Origin of the sequence: Chryseobacterium glaciei (genome assembly GCF_001648155.1) — a bacterium.
Lineage (GTDB): Bacteria > Bacteroidota > Bacteroidia > Flavobacteriales > Weeksellaceae > Chryseobacterium > Chryseobacterium glaciei.
In genome coordinates this window covers 4,514,400-4,533,031 of sequence record NZ_CP015199.1, presented here as the reverse complement: position 1 = coordinate 4,533,031, position 18,632 = coordinate 4,514,400, and the positions used below count along the sequence as shown (strand labels likewise).

General features: G+C 33.2%; 13 protein-coding genes. 8 read left to right on the top strand and 5 right to left on the bottom strand.

Going from position 1 to position 18,632, the window contains the following annotated elements; all coding sequences use genetic code 11:
* Positions 1-18: 18 nt before the first annotated feature.
* The gene (locus A0O34_RS20510) at positions 19-1,212 is read right to left on the bottom strand and encodes a pyridoxal phosphate-dependent aminotransferase (RefSeq protein WP_066758839.1); all 1,194 of its coding nucleotides are present in this window, start codon (positions 1,210-1,212) and stop codon (positions 19-21) included.
* Between the two features lie 126 nt (positions 1,213-1,338).
* Between A0O34_RS20510 and A0O34_RS20505 the strand changes: the two genes are divergently transcribed.
* From A0O34_RS20505 to A0O34_RS20485, 5 genes are all read left to right on the top strand, one after another.
* Positions 1,339-2,676, top strand: a complete 1,338-nt coding sequence (locus tag A0O34_RS20505) for a M28 family metallopeptidase (RefSeq protein ID WP_066758837.1) — start codon at positions 1,339-1,341, stop codon at positions 2,674-2,676.
* A 73-nt stretch (positions 2,677-2,749) separates the two neighbouring features.
* Positions 2,750-3,385 carry a 16S rRNA (guanine(527)-N(7))-methyltransferase RsmG gene (rsmG, locus tag A0O34_RS20500; RefSeq protein WP_066758835.1) on the top strand — a complete coding sequence of 212 codons (636 nt, stop codon included), beginning with the start codon at positions 2,750-2,752 and terminating at the stop codon, positions 3,383-3,385.
* A gap of 64 nt (positions 3,386-3,449) precedes the next feature.
* On the top strand, positions 3,450-3,857 hold the full coding sequence (locus tag A0O34_RS20495; protein ID WP_066758833.1) for a hypothetical protein: 408 nt from the start codon (positions 3,450-3,452) through the stop codon (positions 3,855-3,857).
* Positions 3,858-3,859: 2 nt separating this feature from the next.
* On the top strand, positions 3,860-4,396 hold the full coding sequence (locus tag A0O34_RS20490; RefSeq protein WP_066758832.1) for a DUF922 domain-containing protein: 537 nt from the start codon (positions 3,860-3,862) through the stop codon (positions 4,394-4,396).
* Positions 4,393-7,086, top strand: a complete 2,694-nt coding sequence (locus A0O34_RS20485; protein ID WP_066758831.1) for a PD-(D/E)XK nuclease family protein — start codon at positions 4,393-4,395, stop codon at positions 7,084-7,086. The genes A0O34_RS20490 and A0O34_RS20485 overlap by 4 nt, the downstream gene beginning before the upstream one ends.
* 70 nt (positions 7,087-7,156) lie before the next feature.
* Here the strand turns inward: A0O34_RS20485 and A0O34_RS20480 are convergent, their stop codons facing one another.
* The 4 genes from A0O34_RS20480 to A0O34_RS20465 all read right to left on the bottom strand — a co-directional run bounded on the left by A0O34_RS20480 (position 7,157) and on the right by A0O34_RS20465 (position 12,561).
* Positions 7,157-9,100 carry a T9SS type A sorting domain-containing protein gene (locus tag A0O34_RS20480; RefSeq protein WP_066758828.1) on the bottom strand — a complete coding sequence of 648 codons (1,944 nt, stop codon included), beginning with the start codon at positions 9,098-9,100 and terminating at the stop codon, positions 7,157-7,159.
* Positions 9,101-9,264: 164 nt separating this feature from the next.
* A complete protein-coding gene (locus A0O34_RS20475; RefSeq protein ID WP_066758827.1) occupies positions 9,265-10,443 on the bottom strand; it encodes an acyl-CoA dehydrogenase family protein in 1,179 nt (392 codons plus the stop codon).
* Between the two features lie 112 nt (positions 10,444-10,555).
* On the bottom strand, positions 10,556-11,350 hold the full coding sequence (locus A0O34_RS20470) for an NUDIX hydrolase (protein WP_066758826.1): 795 nt from the start codon (positions 11,348-11,350) through the stop codon (positions 10,556-10,558).
* 23 nt (positions 11,351-11,373) lie between these two features.
* Entirely contained in the window at positions 11,374-12,561 is a 1,188-nt protein-coding gene (locus tag A0O34_RS20465; RefSeq protein WP_066758825.1) for an MFS transporter, read from the bottom strand.
* A 177-nt stretch (positions 12,562-12,738) separates the two neighbouring features.
* On the opposite strand from A0O34_RS20465, the gene A0O34_RS20460 reads away from it, so the two are divergent.
* Genes A0O34_RS20460 through A0O34_RS20450 form a run of 3 tightly spaced genes read left to right on the top strand, consistent with a single transcriptional unit; the run spans position 12,739 to position 18,631 of the window.
* Positions 12,739-15,648: a SusC/RagA family TonB-linked outer membrane protein gene (locus A0O34_RS20460; protein ID WP_066758824.1), complete on the top strand. Its 2,910-nt coding sequence runs from the start codon at positions 12,739-12,741 to the stop codon at positions 15,646-15,648.
* Positions 15,649-15,658: 10 nt separating this feature from the next.
* Positions 15,659-17,197 (top strand): RagB/SusD family nutrient uptake outer membrane protein, encoded by a 1,539-nt coding sequence (locus A0O34_RS20455; RefSeq protein WP_066758822.1) that lies wholly within the window; start codon positions 15,659-15,661, stop codon positions 17,195-17,197.
* Positions 17,198-17,200: 3 nt separating this feature from the next.
* Positions 17,201-18,631 carry a glycoside hydrolase family 30 protein gene (locus A0O34_RS20450; protein WP_066758821.1) on the top strand — a complete coding sequence of 477 codons (1,431 nt, stop codon included), beginning with the start codon at positions 17,201-17,203 and terminating at the stop codon, positions 18,629-18,631.
* The last annotated feature ends 1 nt before the right edge of the window (position 18,632 follow it).

The following is an 18,632-nucleotide window of genomic DNA, read 5'->3' as shown; positions in this document are numbered from 1 at the left end:
GTTTTTTATCTGATTTAATTAATTGAATTTGCTTAATAATTCTTTAATTCTTCTCATCGCTTCTCTTAAATCGTCTTCCGAAGCTGCATAAGAAAATCGTATACATTCCGGGCTTCCGAATGAAACTCCGCCAACACATCCAACATGAGCTTTTTCTAAAATAAACATTGCAAAATCATCAGCATCTTTAATTTCTGTTCCATCTAAAGTCTTACCGATATAATGAGAAATATCCGGGAAGAAATAGAATGCAGCTTTAGGCAAAAGAACTTTGAAACCTGGAATTTCTTTCATCAGATCAAACACAAGGTTTCTTCTTATTTTAAAAGCATCGATCATGTATTTGTATTCAGATGGATCGGTTTGTAAAGCCACAATTGATGCTCTCTGAGCAACTGTATTGGCACCGCTCGTCATTTGTCCCTGAATTTTTTCACATGCTTTTGCCAGCCATTCCGGACATGCAGAATAACCGATTCTCCAGCCTGTCATTGCGAAAGCTTTAGACATACCATTAATTACGGCAGTTTGCTCATATACCTCAGGAAACTGAGCGATAGAAGTCGTTTTTGTTTCGTAATTGATATATTCGTAGATTTCGTCAGAAATTACTGTGATTTGAGGGTATTTAGCGATAATTTTAGCTAAAGATTTCAATTCGTCATATGTATAATATCCACCTGACGGATTACAAGGCGAACTGAATAAAACAGCCTTAGTTTTTTCTGTAATTGCTTCTTCTAACTGTTCTGCAGTGATTTTAAAATCATTAACATATGAAGTGGTGATCATGACAGAGTTTCCGCCCATCATTTTTACCATTTCATCATAACTTACCCAATAAGGAGCGGGAAGTAAAACTTCATCACCATCATTGATAATCGCTGCTAAAACATTAATAATAGCTTGTTTAGCACCATTAGAAACACAGATTTGTGTTGGTTTATAGTCTAAATTATTATCTCTTTTTAATTTATTAGAAATTGCCTCACGAAGTTCTAAAAATCCCGGAACGGGAGAGTAGTGACTGTAGTTTTGATTAATTGCATCAAAAGCGGCTTGTTTTATGTTATCCGGAACGTCGAAATCAGGTTCTCCCAATGTTAAACTGATGACATCTATTCCGTTAGCTTTCATTTCTCTTGCCTTGTTAGACATTACAAAAGTTTGAGAAAAGCCTAGTCTTGTTACTCTATCTGAAAGTTTGCTCATGTAGTATTTTTGTATTGTAACAAATATATAATAAAAACTTAACGTGAATAATGTATGATTGAAAAAAATGGCAACCAAACTATAGATTTCTTATATTTACAATACTCTCGTAAAATCACATTTGTTATGAAATATTCTCTTTTTTTATTATTTGCTCCTTTTATTATTTATTCACAGGTTCCTCCAAAAGATAATGAAGTGAAAAAATATGTTTCTGAAGTAAATTCTGATTCTTTAAAATCATATATCAATACGCTGGTTGGTTTTCACACCAGACACACTTTAAGCTCAACAAATGATAAAAGTAAAGGAATAGGAGCTGCAAGAAATTGGGTGCTGAAAAAATTTAAAGATTATTCGAAAAACTCCAATGGAAGAATGGAGGTTTATATGCAACAGCAAGACATTCAGCCGGATGGAAAGAGGGTAGACCAAGTAACTAATTTAGGAAATCCCATTGCTTATCTTAAAGGAACCGATCCAAATGATAAAAGAATTTTTCTTATTTCCGCACATTTGGATTCCCGCGTCACCAATATTATGGACAGAACTTCTTTCGCTCCCGGTGCAAACGATGATGGCAGTGGAGTAAGCGCAGTTATAGAAGCTACAAGAATTTTGAGTAAATCTTCATTTCCCGCATCTGTAATTTTTGTTACATTTTCCGGTGAGGAACAGTCGCTGTTAGGTTCTAAATTATTGGCGGAAAAAGCCAAAAATGAAAATATGCAGATAGAAGCTGTTTTAAATAATGACATGATCGGTAACACTAAAGCCGGAGAAACTGGTGAAATAAATGATCACGTTCTCAGAGTTTTCAGTGAGGGAATTCCTTACATGGATTTAGATAAAAAAGCAATGAGCATAAGAAATATCGGATTGGAAAATGATGGAGATTCCAGACAATTGGCTCGTTATATAAAAGAAATTGCAGAAAAATACGTAGATAAGATTGAGGTGAAATTAGTATATAGAAACGACAGATTTCTGCGTGGTGGAGATCATTCCAGCTTCGTTAATTATGGATTTCCCTCAGTAAGACTTACCGAATATTATGAAAACTATGACCATCAACATCAGGATGTAAGAACAGAAAAAAATATTAAATATGGAGATCTTCCTGAGTTTATAGATTACAATTATCTCAAGAAAAATGTTGCCGTAAATATTGCTGCACTTGCTAGTCTCGCCAAATCTACATCAAAACCTGAGCGTGTTGAAATTGAAGTGAAAGAACTTACCAATTCTACCGTTTTGCATTGGGAAAAACCGAAATTCGGGACTGTTGCGGGATATTATGTTTTGGTGAGAGAAACGGATAATCCTATTTGGCAGAAAAAGATTTTTACGACTGAACTTTCTATTAAAATTCCGCTTTCTAAGGATAATTATATTTTTGCGGTACAGGCAGTTAATCAATCGGGAAATTTGAGTTTACCTGTTATTCCGAGCATTGCGAAATGATTTTGGTTGATCAAAATTCATTTAATTTGAATAAAAGTGAAATAAAACATATTTTTGCAGTATAATAATTCATATGTCTATATCGTTACTATTAAAATATTTTCCGGATCTTACAGAAGTACAGATTGAACAATTCACAAAATTGGAAGCACTTTACAACGAGTGGAACGAAAAAATCAACGTAATTTCCAGAAAAGATATGGAATCTCTATATGAAAAGCACATTTTACATTCGTTAGGAATCGTAAAAGTGATGGAATTTGCTCCCGGAACCAAAGTTTTGGATATCGGAACTGGCGGTGGTTTCCCTGGGATTCCCTTAGCGATTATGTTTCCTGAAGTACAATTTACTTTAGTTGATTCTATCGGAAAGAAAATAAGTGTAGTAAATGCTGTTGCAGAGGGAGTTGGGTTGAAAAACGTAACTGCAATTCACGGAAGAGCGGAAAAAGTAAAAGAAAAATTCCATTTTGTAGTAAGTCGAGCGGTTACTCAAATGCCGGAATTTTTAAGATGGTTGAAAGGCAAATTTGAAAAAGAGCAATTCAACGCAAAACACAATGGAATCTTATATTTAAAAGGTGGCGACCTTGCAGAAGAGCTTGCCGGACTTAGGTGTGAGATCTCCAACCTTAAAAACTATTTTGATGAAGAATTTTTTGATACTAAAAGAGTAGTTTATGTATCAAAAGGTAATTTTAATTCTTAATTTATTATAATTAGGGAATAATTTTTGCTGTTTATTTAATAATAATCAAAAATTGTAAAATGTTATGAAAAAACTTTTAAATATTGGGTTTTCGGCAATAGTTTTAGGGTTATTTTTTACTTCGTGTAATGATGATGACGATTATCAAACCATCGAATCGGTCGATAAAATAAAAATCGACAGCGTGAAGGTTCTTAATGATACGATGGATGTTTTCACCGTGCAAAGTATTAAAACATATTCAACCTATTCATCTCAGTGTGAAGGGTTTTATGGGTATGATTATATTCACAACAGCAATTTAACAAGAACAATTACAGCTTACAAATATATCAGTAACGGGCCATGTGTGCAGGAAAATCATGTTGGAGCAAGCCAAATTAATTTTAGTCCACAACAGATTGGAACCTATACTTTTAAATTCTGGAATGGTGGCAGCAACTGGATCACCAAAACAATTGTAGTAAAATAATAATGAAATGGATTTTTTTAGTTTGTTTATTGATAACCAATATCTTATTTGCTCAAAAAATAGTTTGGCAGGAAGGCTTAAAACTCAATTGGAGTAATTTTAAAAGTAATATAAATAATCAACGCGGAACCAATGTTGTAGCCTATACAAACTGCGGTTGGGTATATTCTGTCGTTAAATCCTCAAATCCAAAATCTCCTGTAAAAATTAAGATCGAAACTATTTTCAACGAAGATAAATCCTGGAAAGATGTTAAAAAGATCAATGATTATGTTTTAGGACATGAGCAAAAGCATTTTGACATTGCAGAAGTATTTGCCCGAAAGCTTCGAAAGGAAGTTCAGGAAAAAATAAAGACTTCAGGTGATTTTAATAAAAATTTTCAAGCTATCTACAACAGGCTTTTAAATGATTATAGAAACTTTCAGGTTACTTATGATAAAGACACAAAACATGGAATGGATGAAGCAAAGCAGGCTGAATATGACCTTAAAATCTCTGAAGAATTAGAAAATTTAAAAAGTTATAAAGCCTCTTGAAATTCCTCAATAAAATAATCAACGAATTATTAGCTCAAAATGCAGATCTCTCTGCATTTAACATTGTTTTGCCAGGAAAGCGTCCGATTGTTTTTATCCGACAGATTTTAGAGGAGAATAATTATTCAGGATTTCTTCCCAAATTTTTTACAATTGAAGAATTAATTGATCAAATTGCCGACAAACAGCCAATTCAGGGTATTTCTGTCTGGCTTTTTGCATTTGATGTTTATAAAAGTCTTAATCTTATTCCAAACGATGATTTTGCAGATTTCTTAAAGTGGTTCCCGACGTTATTGAAGGATTGGGATGATATTTTGAAATTTTCTGAAAGCGATCAGGCAGTTTTACAATACATGTTTGATGAAGAAAGGATAAAGGAATGGGCTCAGGATCTTGGAGAAGATGATGATGTTCCAAGGAAAAAATTCCTTAATTTCTGGAGAAATATGAATGTTTTTCTTCCTGTTTTAAAGCAAAAACTACAGGGAAAAAACTGGGCAACATCAGGAATGATCCACGAAACTGCAAAATCTAAGATCATTGATTTTGCTAAAAATACACCTAACAAATTCGTTTTTTGCGGATTCAATGCTTTTACTCCGGTTGAAGAAAAATTGGTACGAAGCCTTTTGCAATGGGATAAAGGACAATGTTTTTTCCAAGGCGATCATTATTATTTTGATGATGAAAGACAGGAAGCCGGAAAGTTTTTGAGAAACCATAAAACATGGAAAGAATTCAATGACAGCAGAGCTTTTCAATGGATTGAAGATGATTTTAATCAATCCAAAAATATAAAAGTTTACGAAGTTTCAGGAAATGTTACTCAAACAAAAATTCTTCCTGAAATTTTCAAAGAAATTGAGAATAAAACCTATTCAAATACGGCAGTTGTTTTGCTGGATGAAAATTTGCTTCCTGCAAGTTTAGATGTGATGTACGCCGTTGAAAACCTGAATATTACCATGGGTTTTCCTTTGAAGAATTTGTCGTTTTCTAATGCCATAAAACAATTGTTTTATTTGCAGAAACAATTGGAAAAGAACAAATCTTCTTATTATTACCGAGATATTTTTCCTATCCTTGAAGAGCTTCCGAAATCTATTGAAGATGAGCAGATTATCATTCAGTTTAAATCTAAAATAGAGGAGAGAAACATCGTTTATATTTCAAAAAAGTTATTGAATGAGCTTTTAAGCGAACTATCTTATTTTAATTTGCTTCAAAAAGCAGATTCTACAAATGTCTATCTTGATTTGCTAATTGACTTTTGTAAGCAGATCAAATGGCTGGAAATAGATGATATTCAGTATGAAAACGTTTCTCATTTTGAAAATGCATTCAGAATTATAAAAAATCAGGTTGCTCCATATGATTTTCAAATTAAAATGGAAACATTGGAGATTTTGATTAATCAACATGTTAATACAGAAAGTATTGATTTTCAAGGTGAACCTTTGCGTGGATTGCAAATTATGGGACTTTTGGAAACTCGTCTTTTGAATTTCGAAAACGTAATTATGCTTTCCGTGAATGAAGGAAAATTACCGTTGGGAAATTCTCAAAACACCTATATTCCTTTTGATATCAGACGATTTTTTGATCTTCATACTTTTTTGGAAAATGATAGTATTTATGCCTATCATTTTTACCGATTAATACAGGATTCTAAGAATGTTCATTTGCTATTTAATGCATTAAGTTCGGGTGTAAATACAGGTGAAAAAAGTAGATTTATCACCCAGATTGAAATGGAAAGTTCTCACCATATCGAACACTTAATTATTGAGAATTCTTCCGAGCCAATCACCACTCAGCCTATCGAAATTCCAAAGACTGATATTGTCTTGGAGCGCCTTGAAAAATGGAAAGAAAAAGTATCGGCTTCTCACCTTACAAGTTATCTCTATAATCCGATTGATTTTTACCTTTCGAAGATTTTAAAGACCTCAGAAACCGATGAAATTGAGGAAGAATTATCCGTGAAAAATTACGGAAATTTAGTTCACTATTCACTTCAAGAAGTTTATGAAGTGTTAAAGGGTAAAGTATTAAAAGAAAATGATTTAAAAGAATCAATTAAAGCGGTTGATAAATATATTGATGTCGCTATTGAAAAGCTTAAACATCAACCTGAGTTCTACGAAAAGGGGATGAATTTCATTCACAAAGCAATTGCTAAAAAGGTTATTGAAAGTGTATTGAATGTCGATTTAGAATTAGTAAAAAGCGGAAATAAATTAGAAATTCTTGATATTGAAAAAAGGTTTGAAAATGTAGATTTTTATTTAGATGAAAATACTAAAGACCGAATTTCTTTCTTCGGATTTATTGACAGAATTGACCGTCTAAACGGAACATTAAGAATTATCGATTATAAAACAGCGAAAATTAAAAATCTTACCGTAAAAATCGATGAAAATAATGTTGATGAGTATTTCCTTAACAGTGAAAGAAAACAAGCTTTACAGCTGTGTATCTATCAGTATGTGGTACAAAATCTTCCGGAGTTCTGGGGATTGCCAATCGAAACAGGAATCTGGAGCTTTGCTGAAGCGAGGAAGGGCGTTGTCTCATTGCAATTTGAAAAGGGAAATATAGATGATGCGATGAAGTCTATTAAAAGCTTAATTTTGGAAATTCTAGATCCAAACCTTACCTTTATTGAAGATATTAAATCGTATTAAATAAAAATGCACTCCATTTCTGAAGTGCATTCATTTAATTATAAAAATCTGTTATTGAGAATGTTAGATGTTATAATTTCACTTTTTTATTAGTTATTTTTCCATTGTTTTGAGTGATTTGTACAACATAAATTCCTGATTCCAAGCTTCTTGATTCAAATTGGGATTGATTAATTTCCTGATTTAAGATTAAAGCTCCCGAAATACTGTAAATACTGATATTTTTCAAATTATTTTTAGCTTTAATAATGATCTGGCGGTTTTTCGTAAAGATTTCAGGACTGTCAGTTAATGTTACATCTCCAACTTGCTTTTTGAATTGAAGATTATAAAATTGAGTTACAATTTCAAAAGTATAGTTCTGATTATCAATATCATGTAAATCAATTCCATCGTCTTTAAGGTATTGTTTCTGAGATATTGTTTTTACTAAATTTTTATTCTCATCAAAAATATTAACGGCCGATAATTCTTCCGGATTAATTTTTAAACTTAAAATATTATTGTTATTTGACTTTATTATCTCATTTTCAGTAACTTCTGTCGGTGTATTTTTAATATAAGGAATTAATTTGTTTTCGTTATTATCAGAGACTTTTAATAAATAAACCCCATCTTTTAAGGTGCTTAAATTATTGTTAACCATTGCTTTACGTTCAGCTTTTTCTTTATTGAAATCTGTAACTTCAAGCAATTGCATATCTTGTAAATCTGGTTTTATTTGAGAAGAAAGTAATGAACTTGTTTTTGGCTGATTATCTGTATTTTTTGAGGTTAAAATAGCCCATTCATTGAATAATCCGCCACTTCTTAATGTATTAAATTTAGCATTAGAAGCCAAAACGAATGGTAAAATTCCGCCTGCATGACCTAAAGGTCCCCAATAAAAGGCTTCTAATTTATATTTATTTAAATCCCACCACGGATAATAACCTCTCTGTACATCAATAGTCTTGGAGGTATTTTCAGGATGAATAGCAAGATCTACAGTTGAATGTCCCAAAGTCATCGGCGTTTTGTTATACCAATCGTAAACATCACTTGCTCTCAGGCATTGTCTTAATTTATTATTATTGTTGTTAGTGACATCATTTACAAAGCTTTGGGTGAATAATTTTCTCCAAATAAATGGTCCCCAAAGTAATCCCCCATGTTCCTGAATAACGTTTTCATTGTATTTTTGAAGATACTCCGGTGAGATAACTTCTGAAATATTGTTGGTGTATGTTTTATAACCAATATTATTACAAGTGTTTACAACATTCGCCAAAAATGCAGTAAACGGATAAATTTCTTTCTCTATAACTCCTTTTTGAAGAGTAACTCCCGAAAAATCATAAGGCCCGTCGCCCATGTAAGCATATTTGAAATTCAGGTTGGTTGGGTTTGATATATTTAACTTTTTTAAAGTCGACATAGCAGCGTGAGCGCCCTGAGAATAGCCGGTTAAGAAATATTCATTATATCGTTTTATATTTAATTGTGTTAAAACTTTGTTTGCGGCTGTTACAAAATCAATTGTTGCAGAAGCTTCGGTAGGATAGTGTACATACGGATGAGCGCCTTCACCGCTTCCCATCCCTACATAATCAGGCGCCATTACGATATATCCGTTGAGAGCGTAAGAAAGCTCAACTACAAAACCGCCGTACAAAGTACCTCTTAAATTAGAAGGAACGTTATTTCTTGTGTCTGTTGTACCATGTTCAGAAACCACTGTAGAAAGCTTATAACTTACGTTGGGATACATTACAAGTCCAGTAGCTTTTACAAGTGTATTGTTTTCATTTTTAGTATAATAGGTTATTTTATAAGCTTTTAAACCTACATTAAAACCATTAAGGTAAGAAACAAAATCAGGCGTACTTTCTTCCCCAAAACTGTTTGCAATGAAATTAACTGCTCCTTGTGGCGTTAAATCCAGTTTTTGTTCAAAGTTGACAACATCACCTGCCTGTTGTGAAAAGTAAAATGGAGCCGATAGCCCCAAAAATAAAAGACTTAATTTTTTCATAATTCATATTTTTAATTCATGTTAAATTAATTTTTTTAAATAAAACAAGCAGTATGTTGTATAATCAATAATTATTCATTGAATACAAGTTCTCTGAATTATGTCTAAAATAAAAGAGCCTGATCAATCGACCAGACTCTTATTTATCTATTTTTTTTTACTTTCTAGAAAGCGTTGATACCTGTAATATCCATTCCTGTAATTAATAAATGAACATCGTGAGTTCCTTCATAAGTAATTACGGACTCTAGGTTAGCAGCGTGTCTCATCATTGGGAATTCGCCCATGATGCCCATTCCGCCAAGGATTTGACGAGATTCTCTTGCAATGTCAATAGCCATTTTCACGTTATTTCTTTTTGCCATTGAGATCTGAGCCGGACTTGCTTTATGATCGTTTTTAAGATTTCCTAACTGTAGACAAAGCAACTGAGCCTTAGTGATTTCAGTTAAAAATTCTGCTAATTTTTTCTGTTGTAGCTGATAAGATCCAATTGGCTTTCCGAATTGTTTTCTTTCTTTAGAATATTGAACTGCTGTACAATAGCAATCAATTGCAGCACCAATTACACCCCAAGAAATCCCATATCTTGCTGAATTTAAACAAGATAAAGGTCCTTTTAATCCTGTAACTCCCGGAAGTAGATTTTCTTTCGGAACTTTTACGTCATTAAATACCAATTCTCCTGTTTTTGAAGCTCTTAAGCTCCATTTATTATGAGTTTCTGGAGTTGTGAAACCTTCCATTCCTCTTTCAACGATCAATCCCTGAACTTTTCCTTCTTCATTTTTAGCCCAAATAACAGCGATGTCGCATAATGGAGAATTTGTGATCCACATTTTGGCACCATTTAGAAGATAATGATCTCCCATATCTTTAAAATAAGTCTCCATAGATCCCGGATCTGAACCATGATTAGGTTCTGTTAATCCAAAAGAACCGATCATTTCACCGGAAGCTAATTTTGGTAAATATTTTCTTTTCTGTTCTTCAGAACCGAATTCATTAATAGGAAACATCACCAAAGAACTCTGTACAGACGCCGCAGAACGAACCGCAGAATCACCTCTTTCCAATTCCTGCATGATAAGACCGTATGAGATCTGATCTAAGCCCGAACCGCCATACTCAACCGGAATATATGGACCTAAAGCTCCAATTTTCCCTAATTCTCTCATCAAACCTGGGATGTCTGTATGATCTTGTGCAGCCTGATCAATCTGTGGCATTACAAAACTTTCAACCCAGTCTCTTATTGATTGACGAATCAGTTTATGTTCTTCGGTAAGTAAAGCATCAATTCCGTAATAATCGGGAATGCTTGTAAGAGGATAATATGACATGTAATTTAATTTTTCTAAAAATAAGACTTTTCGTTATTCCTGAGAAATTTTTTTTGAATGGAGTTTTTAATAAAATTCTCAGATTTATTTAATAATTTTCTGAACCCGAATATTACACTTTTTCGTCCTCATCATTAGAGATAGGGTACTGATTAGTAGGGTTGTAAATTCTTTCTTTGAACTTGTACAGGTAAGGAGCTTTGTTGGCAGAACCGTCATAAAGCTTCTCTAATCTTTCAAGAATATTTAAACTTAAAATTTTTCGCTGAAAATTATTTCTCCTGAATGTCTCACCCAAAATGGTTTCATACAAAGATTGAAGATCTTTCATCGTAAATTTCTCAGGAAGAAGGTTACTTGCTGCTACTTCGGTATTAATATTCATTCTTAAATACTCAAGACCCGTTTCGATAACTCTGTCATGATCGAAAGCCATTTTTGGTAACTTATTGACCTCGAACCACTCACACGTTTCATTGAAAGCATCAGGAAAGGTGTTCGCAATAGAAAAATCAATCAGACTGCAATAACCCACCGTGATAAATCGTTGGAAAATCCAGTGATCTTTTGGTACTTCAATTCCTTTATTATTAAGCAGGATTTGATGTACATTATTCTCTGTACGGTCAATTCTCCCAAAAGTATGAAATTGTTTTAAAAATAGATCTTTAAGCTGAGTTCTTTCGAATAAAACACGAGCGGCGGCTTCACGAAGATCTTCGTCATTAAAAACAAATCCACCCGGAAGAGACCACAAATCGAGGTCGTGATACTTCAAAAGAAGCACTTTTAAGATATTATTGTGAAAACCAAATATGGTACAATCCACGGACACATGTGCTACAAAGTCTTTTGTATCAATGAGTTCCCGTAAAGTTTCTTTATTTTTTGTATCCCTGATTTCCATGACAGTAAAAATAAAATTATTTTCTATATTTTTTTATCAGCAACCCTAAAATAAATTAAACTTATCGTAAAAAGCACAGTTACAGCGAGTAAAATATATAAAGGATAAAAATTTAACATTTGTTTTCCAAATAGTAAAGACATGATAATTGAGCTCACCGAACTTCCCAATGATGAAAATATAACGATAAGCGAAGTGAAGAGATTAGCCTGTTCTCTATCGATCTGAGCGATCATTTTAGAATTAATAACAGGATAAAGCGGCGACAGGAAAAGACCAATGACCGGAAATAAAAATAAAAGCGCCATAGAATTATCTGAATGAAAATATTGCAGTCCTACAATAATAATTAAGACCAAAATAATTAATGACAAACACAATACATAATATTTTGATAATGAGAACCTATGAATAATATTAGCCGTAATTGTTCTTCCCACATAAGAAAAAAGAGCCAGAAAAGAAGATGCTTGTAATGCAAAAAAAGAATTGACCTTCAAATGATTTTTATAAAAAGAGGGTAGCCAGGAATTAAAACTTTGCTCAATAAAAACAATGCAAAATATTACTCCTAAAAACATGATAATTAATGGGTTGATTAATTTTGATAATTCAGAGATAATACCTTGATTATCAGATTGTACAGGTTCTGCAATTTTTATTTTTGAAAATAAAAATATAGTTATTATTGAAAGAACTGAAATTGATAAAAACCCAAATTTCCAATATTCAGAAAACTGACTCGAAATCAACCAGCCAAAACCTGTATTCACAACAAAAATCCCGATCATAAAAGATGCCTCAACATTGTTCATCGTTTTGGCTAAAGATTTTTCGTCCGAAACATTATTTCTGATAATTCCAAAAACGCAAATTTTTCCGATCGCAAAACAAGTCCCAATGATGGCAAACCAAAGTTTATAAAACCAAAAAACTTCCACAAAAGGCAAAATAGTGGAGCAAATACCAACAATTGTTAATGCTAGAATCAATGATTTTTTAGTTCCGATTTTACTGATAAAATTAACAGCAAAAAGAGAAATAAACGCTATCGGAAGATCTTTAAAAGATTCCAGAAAACCCAGCTTTTCATAGGTGATATTTGCCTCAGAAAGTTGAAGAATTACAATGCCCATGCAGTTCAAAACCATAGAGAAAATTAGAAATGTAAGTTTTAATGGAAGTGAAATATTAGGAGGCTTGGTATTCATTTTGGGGATTTATTTTATTAACTTTTTATGAAATTTTATGAATTATGGCATCAAATATAGGGCTTTAAACCCCCAAAAATAAACGAAAAATTAAAATATTTATTAATATAATGTTAATTATTTAAAAAAAAATATATTTTTATTGTCTCAATTTGAGAATTAAAAAACTAACTGTATATGAATGTAAGAATATCAAGAAGTTTGGGAATGGTTGCAGTCCTTTATTTTACTGCAAATTTCAGTGCCCAAAACAAGACGAATGACACCATTCCTAAAGAGCAAAAAATAGAGGAAGTGGTAATGATCGGTTACGGTACTCAGAAGAAGAGTAATGTGACGGGAGCAATATCAAGTATTAAAGCTTCGGATATTGATGAAATTCCTTCGGGAAGAGCTGAGCAGGTTCTACAAGGTAGAGCTGCCGGAGTTTCTGTAATTTCGAATTCAGGGCAACCAGGATCTACTGCTACAGTAAGAGTTCGTGGAATTACCAGTTTTGGGGCTGGAAGTAACGATCCTCTTTGGGTAGTTGACGGAATTGTTGTTGATAATATCGGCTGGCTAAACCAATCTGATATTGAAGGAATGGAGATTCTTAAAGACGGTGCATCAGCTGCTATCTACGGAGTTTCTGCTGCAAAAGGTGTTGTTTTGATTACTACCAAAAAAGGTACAAAAGGAAAACTGGGCATTTCTTACAACGGATTTTTTGGGGTTGGTAGTGCTGCCAACAAGCTTGATCTTCTGAATGGAAATCAGTACGCAACAATTCGAAATGAAGCAAATACCAACGATGGCCGCGCACCTATATTTGCAAATGCTGGATCATATGGAAATGGAACAGATTGGCAAAAAGCAATTTTTAATAGTGCACAGCGTCAGTCTCATGAATTTAGTATCAACGGTGGAAGTGAGAAATCAACGTATTATGCGTCTTTTGGTTATTATGATCAAGAGGGTATTGTATTGAGAGATATTTCAAATTACAAGAGAATCAATGCAAGATTGAACTCAAATCATAAAGTATTAGACTTTTTAACTGTAGGGCAGACTTTTGCTTATACACATACAAAATCTGCGGGGATCAATGCAAATGGTGAATTTGGAGGTCCATTAAGTTCTGCTATTAATCTTGATCCACTAACACCTCTAGTTGTTACAGATGGAGTTAATAATCAGCCTTTTCCAAGTGATTATCTAAATAATCCGAACATCGTAAGAGATCAAAATGGAAACCCATATGGAATCTCGCATTATGTGAGTAAAGAAATGTCTAACCCATTGGCTTTTCAACAAACACAATTAGGAAAATACAATTGGACAGATGATATTATTGCCAACGTTTATGCTGATTTAAAAATTAATAAAAATATTAGCTTTAAATCTACAGTGAACGGAAAGCTTTCTTATTGGGGAAGTCAAGCTTTTACTCCTGTAAATTATTTAAGTTCTGCTACTAAAAATGATTTTAATACTTTATTCAGACAAATTGAGAAAAAATTTGAATGGAGCACAGAAAATACAGTTACTTACCAAAACAAATTCGGTCAACATAACTTAAATGTATTATTGGGACAGGGATATTACGAATATAATATTTCTTCAGGTCAAAATACTACCTATAAAAATCTTCCGACAAACGATTGGCAGGAGGCTTCATTTAACTTTGATATTCCACAGACTGACAGAGCTACCAATGCTTGGGATGGAAAGGAAACACATAAAACATCATATTTTGCAAGAGTAGTATATGATTATGCTAATAAATATCTTTTCACAGGTACTATCCGTAGAGATGGTTCTTCCAAATTCGCAAGAGATTATCACTGGGGAAATTTTCCTGCAATGTCTTTAGGCTGGAATGTATCTAATGAAGATTTTTGGCCAGAAAATAACGTAGTAAATAGCTTTAAATTAAGAGGTGGATATGGAATATTAGGAAATGATGCTATCGATAATTTCCAGTATGCCAATTTCTTGATTCCTGGAAGTAATTATACATTTGGAGATGATGTTATTCACATAGGATATGCTCCAAGTACATTAGAAAATCCTAATTTGAAATGGGAAAGAACTTCTCAGTTGAATATTGCTGCCGATCTTAAAATCTTTAAAAATTTCGATTTATCAGTAGATGTTTACAGAAAAAAGAGTACGGATATTTTAAGAAGAATTGATCTTCCTGGGTACATTGGTTTAATCAATAACCCATGGAGAAACATTGGAGACATGAATAATGATGGGGTAGAAGTAAGCTTAGGATACAAAAAGAACTGGGGAGATTTTGGATTCTCAGCGAATGGTAACTTTGCTTATCTGAAAAATGAGATTACAAGATTAGAGGATGATAAACCATATGTAAATTTTGCATCATTTCAGTCAATGGGAGCCGTTTCAAGATTACAGGTTGGTTCTTCTTATGGTTCTTTCTATGGATTCCAGAATTTAGGTGTTTTCCAGAATCAAGCGGAAATCGATGCTTATAAAAATGCTAATGGTGGACTAATTCAGGGCAATGCTAAACCAGGTGATTTTAAAAGACTGGATGCGAATGGAGATGGTAAAATTGATGAGAATGACTATGTAAATCTGGGTAATTCTGTGCCAAAATATACTTTTGGATTAACATTGAATATGAATTACAAAAACTTTGATCTAATGATATTTGCTCAGGGGCAGGCCGGAAACAAAATTTTCCAAGGTCTGAGAAGATTGGATATCCCGGAAGCCAATTATCAGACTTCAATTTTAGATCGTTGGACAGGTGAAGGAACTTCTAATACTATAGCAAGGGTAAGTCAGGATGACCCAAATCAAAACTATACAAGAATGTCTGACTATTACCTACAAAAAGGAGATTATTTACGTCTAAAATTGGTACAGGTAGGATATACACTTCCAAAAGAAGTATCTCAGGCGATTGGTGCAAGCAAAGTGAGATTCTATGTTACAGGAGAGAATTTGGTTACTTTCACAAAATATACAGGATATGACCCTGAAATTGCAGGTGGTGATACTTTCGGTATTGACAGAGCTTATTATCCACAATCCAGAACCTTCCTTTTCGGAGCTAATGTTCAATTTTAATTAAGAAAATATGAAAAATAAAAGATTTATATATAAAAGTTTATCCGTTCTATTATTAACAGGAATTAGTTTTGGAGCAGTATCTTGTAATAATAGTAATCTGGAAGATGTACAAAACTCAGGTACATTTGAACCGGATAATTATTTTAGAAATGAAGAACAGTCTTTCAGCGGTTTAGTTGCTGTATACGATATGTTGAGAAAGTACTCTGGGGGATTTGAAAATGATGTTACTTTCTTTAATGGAGCATCTGATGATTTTTATTCTGGTGGAGGTAGTTCTACTGATGGGGCAGGAATTCAAGGGTTTTCTAATTATACGATCAACCCCATTATCATGCCTTTAAGTTATTGGAAAGATTATTATCAAGGCATTGCAAAAGCGAATCTTTTGTTTGAAAGAATTCCAAATGCCGATATGAATGATCAAACCAGAAAAAGATTTATAGCGGAAGCAAAAGTTTTAAGATCATTATATTATTTTGAATTATTGAGAATGTTCAAAAACATACCTTTGATTTTAAAGCCTATAAAATATGATGATGACTATTATAATATTCCTCAGGCGAAACCTGCAGATGTTTATGCACAGATAGAATCAGACATTCTTTCTGCAATTAATGATCTTCCTGTAGCAACTTCAACAGCATCAGAAAAAGGGCGTATTACACAAGGAACGGCACATGCTATCTTAGGAAAAATTTATCTGTATGATAAAAAAAATACCGACGCTGCTGCGCAGTTTGAAATGGTTAATGGGACACCTGGAGGAACAAGTCAATATGGATATAAGCTGGTAGCCAACTTTGCTGACTTATGGAAAGTAAATAATAAATTTACAACTGAGTCTATCTTGGAAGTTATGCATACGGATAAAAGTAATGCAGAATGGGATTTTTGGGGAACAGGGAAAGATGAAGGCAATTCTATTAATCAAATGATTGCTATTATATCATATGGGCGTGTTACAGCAACTCCTAATAATGATGCACCGGATATTTATAAAGGATGGGGCTTTAATCCTGCAACGGATGATCTGTTTAATTTTATGCAGGGAGATCCTCGTTTGGATGCCACAATATTTAATGCCAAAAAATTTGTAGATGAAAATAAAATCACTTATTCTTCCGGATTTAGAGATACAGGATATTTCTTAAATAAATTTTTGCCAAGAAATGCCGATAAAAGTGGGCTTCCGGGAGCTACAGAATTAAATTTCCATCAAAATTATATGGCTATCAGATTAGCAGATACGTATTTAATGGAAGCAGAAGCTTTAGGAGGTTCAGGCTCAAGAGCGCAGGCTCTATTGGATGCAGTTAGAACTAGAGTAGGACTTACATCTGTTCCTGTTTCTATGCAGGCAATCAAGGATGAAAGAAGAAGAGAATTAGCAGGTGAAGGCCACAGATGGTTCGATTTAGTAAGATGGGGTGATGCTCCGGCTAAATTGGGATCAAGAGGCTTTGTTGCAGGTAAAAATGAAATACTACCAATTCCTTTTAATGAATTAGTAAATACAGCTTTAATGCAAAATCCTGGCTATTAAAACATGAAGTTTCACAATTTATATAGTTTCTTTTTAAAAAGTACTACACTGCTAATTGGCGGTGTGGTACTTTTGCCTTTAACATCATGTAAATCAACTGTAAGCACGAAAGATCAAATTCAGATTTGGCTTACAAAAGGAGATGAAAGCGTAAAATTAGAACAACAGTTACCTTTAGTTTTTGTAAAAATATCCAACAACATTCAAAATATTGACATTGATGATTCTCAAAAGTTTCAATATGTTGACGGTTTCGGATATACATTAACGGGCGGAAGTGTTGAAGTAATTAACCGACTTTCACCATCCAAAAGAAAAGCTTTACTGAATGAACTTTTCGGAAATAATAAAAATTCAATTTCCATAAGTTATTTAAGATTAAGTATTGGTGCATCCGATTTGGATAGCCAGGTTTTCTCTTATGATGATTTACCGGAAGGACAAACCGATCCTTCTCTTTCAAAATTCAGTTTGGTAAGAGATAAAGATTTGATTGCGATGTTAAAAGAGATTTTAGCAATTAATCCAAAAATTAAAATTATTGCAGCACCTTGGTCGGCTCCGGTTTGGATGAAAGACAATGGAAAATCAAAAGGAGGAAGTTTAAAACCTGAATTTTATGATGTTTATGCTAAATATTTCGTGAAATATATTCAGGGAATGCAGAAAGAAGGCATTACCATTGATGCAATAACTCCTCAAAACGAACCTTTACATCCCGGAAATAATCCGAGCTTGTATATGCCATCAGATCAGCAAAAAGATTTCATCAAGAAAAGTTTAGGGCCAATTTTTAAATCAAATACTATTAAAACTAAAATTGTGGTTTACGATCACAATTGCAACAAACCAGAATATGTTACCAATATTTTAGGTGATTCTGAAGCTGCGCAATATATTGACGGTTCTGCTTTTCATTTATATGAAGGCGAAATTTCAGCTTTAGGTACTGTTCATGCTGCTTTTCCAAATAAAAATTTGTATTTTACCGAGCAATGGACAAGCGCGAAGGGAACTTTTAATGAAGATTTAAATTGGCATACCAAAAACGTGGTCATCGGTTCTATGAGAAACTGGAGCAAAATCGCTCTGGAATGGAATTTAGCTAATGATCCTCAATACAAACCTCACACAGACGGAGGTTGTACAGAATGTAAAGGAGCAATTACGGTTTCAGACAGTGAAAATTTCACGAGAAACGTTGCGTATTATATCATTGCTCATGCCTCAAAATTTATTCCTGCTGATTCAAGAAGAATAGCTTCTACTCAAACCGACAATCTTTCTACTGCGGCTTTTATTACGCCTGCAGGAAAGAGAATTTTGGTTGTGCAAAACGGAGCAAAAAATGAAGAAACATTTAATATAAAATATAACGGAAAAACGGCAACAGTCAATCTTTCGGGAAATTCGGTTGCAACATACGTTTTTTAAA

Coding starts and splice junctions, on each gene's coding strand:
- A0O34_RS20510 (WP_066758839.1), bottom strand. CDS start 1,212: ATGAGCAAACTTTCAGATAGAGTAACAAGACTAGGCTTTTCTCAAACT.
- A0O34_RS20505 (WP_066758837.1), top strand. CDS start 1,339: ATGAAATATTCTCTTTTTTTATTATTTGCTCCTTTTATTATTTATTCA.
- rsmG (WP_066758835.1), top strand. CDS start 2,750: ATGTCTATATCGTTACTATTAAAATATTTTCCGGATCTTACAGAAGTA.
- A0O34_RS20495 (WP_066758833.1), top strand. CDS start 3,450: ATGAAAAAACTTTTAAATATTGGGTTTTCGGCAATAGTTTTAGGGTTA.
- A0O34_RS20490 (WP_066758832.1), top strand. CDS start 3,860: ATGAAATGGATTTTTTTAGTTTGTTTATTGATAACCAATATCTTATTT.
- A0O34_RS20480 (WP_066758828.1), bottom strand. CDS start 9,100: ATGAAAAAATTAAGTCTTTTATTTTTGGGGCTATCGGCTCCATTTTAC.
- A0O34_RS20475 (WP_066758827.1), bottom strand. CDS start 10,443: ATGTCATATTATCCTCTTACAAGCATTCCCGATTATTACGGAATTGAT.
- A0O34_RS20470 (WP_066758826.1), bottom strand. CDS start 11,350: ATGGAAATCAGGGATACAAAAAATAAAGAAACTTTACGGGAACTCATT.
- A0O34_RS20465 (WP_066758825.1), bottom strand. CDS start 12,561: ATGAATACCAAGCCTCCTAATATTTCACTTCCATTAAAACTTACATTT.
- A0O34_RS20460 (WP_066758824.1), top strand. CDS start 12,739: ATGAATGTAAGAATATCAAGAAGTTTGGGAATGGTTGCAGTCCTTTAT.
- A0O34_RS20455 (WP_066758822.1), top strand. CDS start 15,659: ATGAAAAATAAAAGATTTATATATAAAAGTTTATCCGTTCTATTATTA.
- A0O34_RS20450 (WP_066758821.1), top strand. CDS start 17,201: ATGAAGTTTCACAATTTATATAGTTTCTTTTTAAAAAGTACTACACTG.